This is a genomic window from Aneurinibacillus danicus, assembly GCF_007991215.1.
In the GTDB taxonomy this organism is placed as follows: Bacteria; Bacillota; Bacilli; order Aneurinibacillales; family Aneurinibacillaceae; genus Aneurinibacillus; species Aneurinibacillus danicus.
On sequence record NZ_BJXX01000141.1, the window covers coordinates 1 to 1,202 of the forward strand.

The window sequence follows — 1,202 nt, forward strand, 5'->3', positions numbered from 1 at the left end:
GATTTTCACAGAAAAAACAGGTGATCCCATGAAAAAAGCTCTTTTTGCACTCGCCGTCATTCTTGCGCTTGTCGGTTACTCTTTCTACAGCAACGGAAATCTGTTTACGGAAAAAGAAGAAAAAGCCGCGGTCGGTTTCTATGCGCCTGACTTCACGTTAACCGGAATGGACGGAAAAGAGTATCGTCTCTCCAACGTCCAAAAACCGGTTATGATCAATTTTTGGGCATCCTGGTGCGGTCCATGCCGGGCGGAGACTCCGGACCTTATGCGCCTATACGACAAATACAACGGAAAGTTCGAAATTCTTGCCGTGAACGTTACGGTCAATGACAAGGAAGAAAACGCGAAAAAATTCGTCCGTTTTTTCGGCATGAAGTTTCCGGTGCTATTCGACCGGGAAGGTGATATCGCAGAGAAATATCAGGTTATGGGGTTTCCAACCAACGTTTTCGTTGATAAAAAAGGAAGAATTATCCATATTGCAAACGGTGTGCTTCCACCGGAAAAACTGGAAAAAACAATTCAGGATATGATTGGATCCTAATCCTTCTCACCTAAAAACTAGCAAAATTGTCACCGGTTTGTCTTCTCTCCTCATAGGCGAAGCCTGTATCCTGTGGTATGATGAGAGGGCGGAGGTGAGTGAACAATGGCAGAGCCAAACCTGAATTTAGACAAAAACCAAAACGACGTAATCGATTCGTCTCTGGGATTTGGCGTTTCATTCGGCGTTTTAATGGTGATTTTTATCGGTATGATGGTTGTCGAGTATTTTACGAAATAATTTTCTGCACATGAAAAAACTCTCATCACCTGGGATGAGAGTTTTTTCATGTGCAGACAAATAAAAAGAACACGTTACGTCCGACAAAAGTGTTCTTCTTCATTCATACATATATAACCCCGCCTATGCCGTTTCATCCCCATGTTTCAAAACCCGCTCTCGCAGGTGGGTGTCCGCAAAACTACTTCCGCTGTCTCACTCACAGCGAGCATAGCGTCCACAGCTTAATCTTGGACTCCCTTGTTATTCGTAAGGTTCGAAACAATAAAAATGAATCGCACATCGCAGGCTCTGTATTCGTTTTGATGACTATATAATAACCCATTGACGAAGTTTTTGCAAGACATGTATCTTTTCTGTGAAAATTGTGAGGAAAGAAGGAGAGATAAGAGGAAATAAGATCCAGGAAAAAAAA

2 protein-coding genes and 1 other RNA gene are annotated in these 1,202 nt (G+C 42.7%); 2 read left to right on the forward strand and 1 reads right to left on the reverse strand.

Annotated features, from left to right (window positions below; all coding sequences use genetic code 11):
* The coding region (locus tag ADA01nite_RS15065) for a TlpA family protein disulfide reductase (protein ID WP_246147362.1) at nt 1-547 on the forward strand (547 nt) is incomplete at its 5' end.
* 105 nt (nt 548-652) lie between these two features.
* Nucleotides 653-787: a YqzM family protein gene (locus ADA01nite_RS15070; RefSeq protein WP_146811104.1), complete on the forward strand. Its 135-nt coding sequence runs from the start codon at nt 653-655 to the stop codon at nt 785-787.
* Nucleotides 788-899: 112 nt separating this feature from the next.
* Here ADA01nite_RS15070 and ssrS read toward each other — a convergent pair.
* Nucleotides 900-1,081, reverse strand: a non-coding RNA gene (gene ssrS, locus ADA01nite_RS15075) — 6S RNA.
* Between the last annotated feature and the right edge of the window lie 121 nt (nt 1,082-1,202).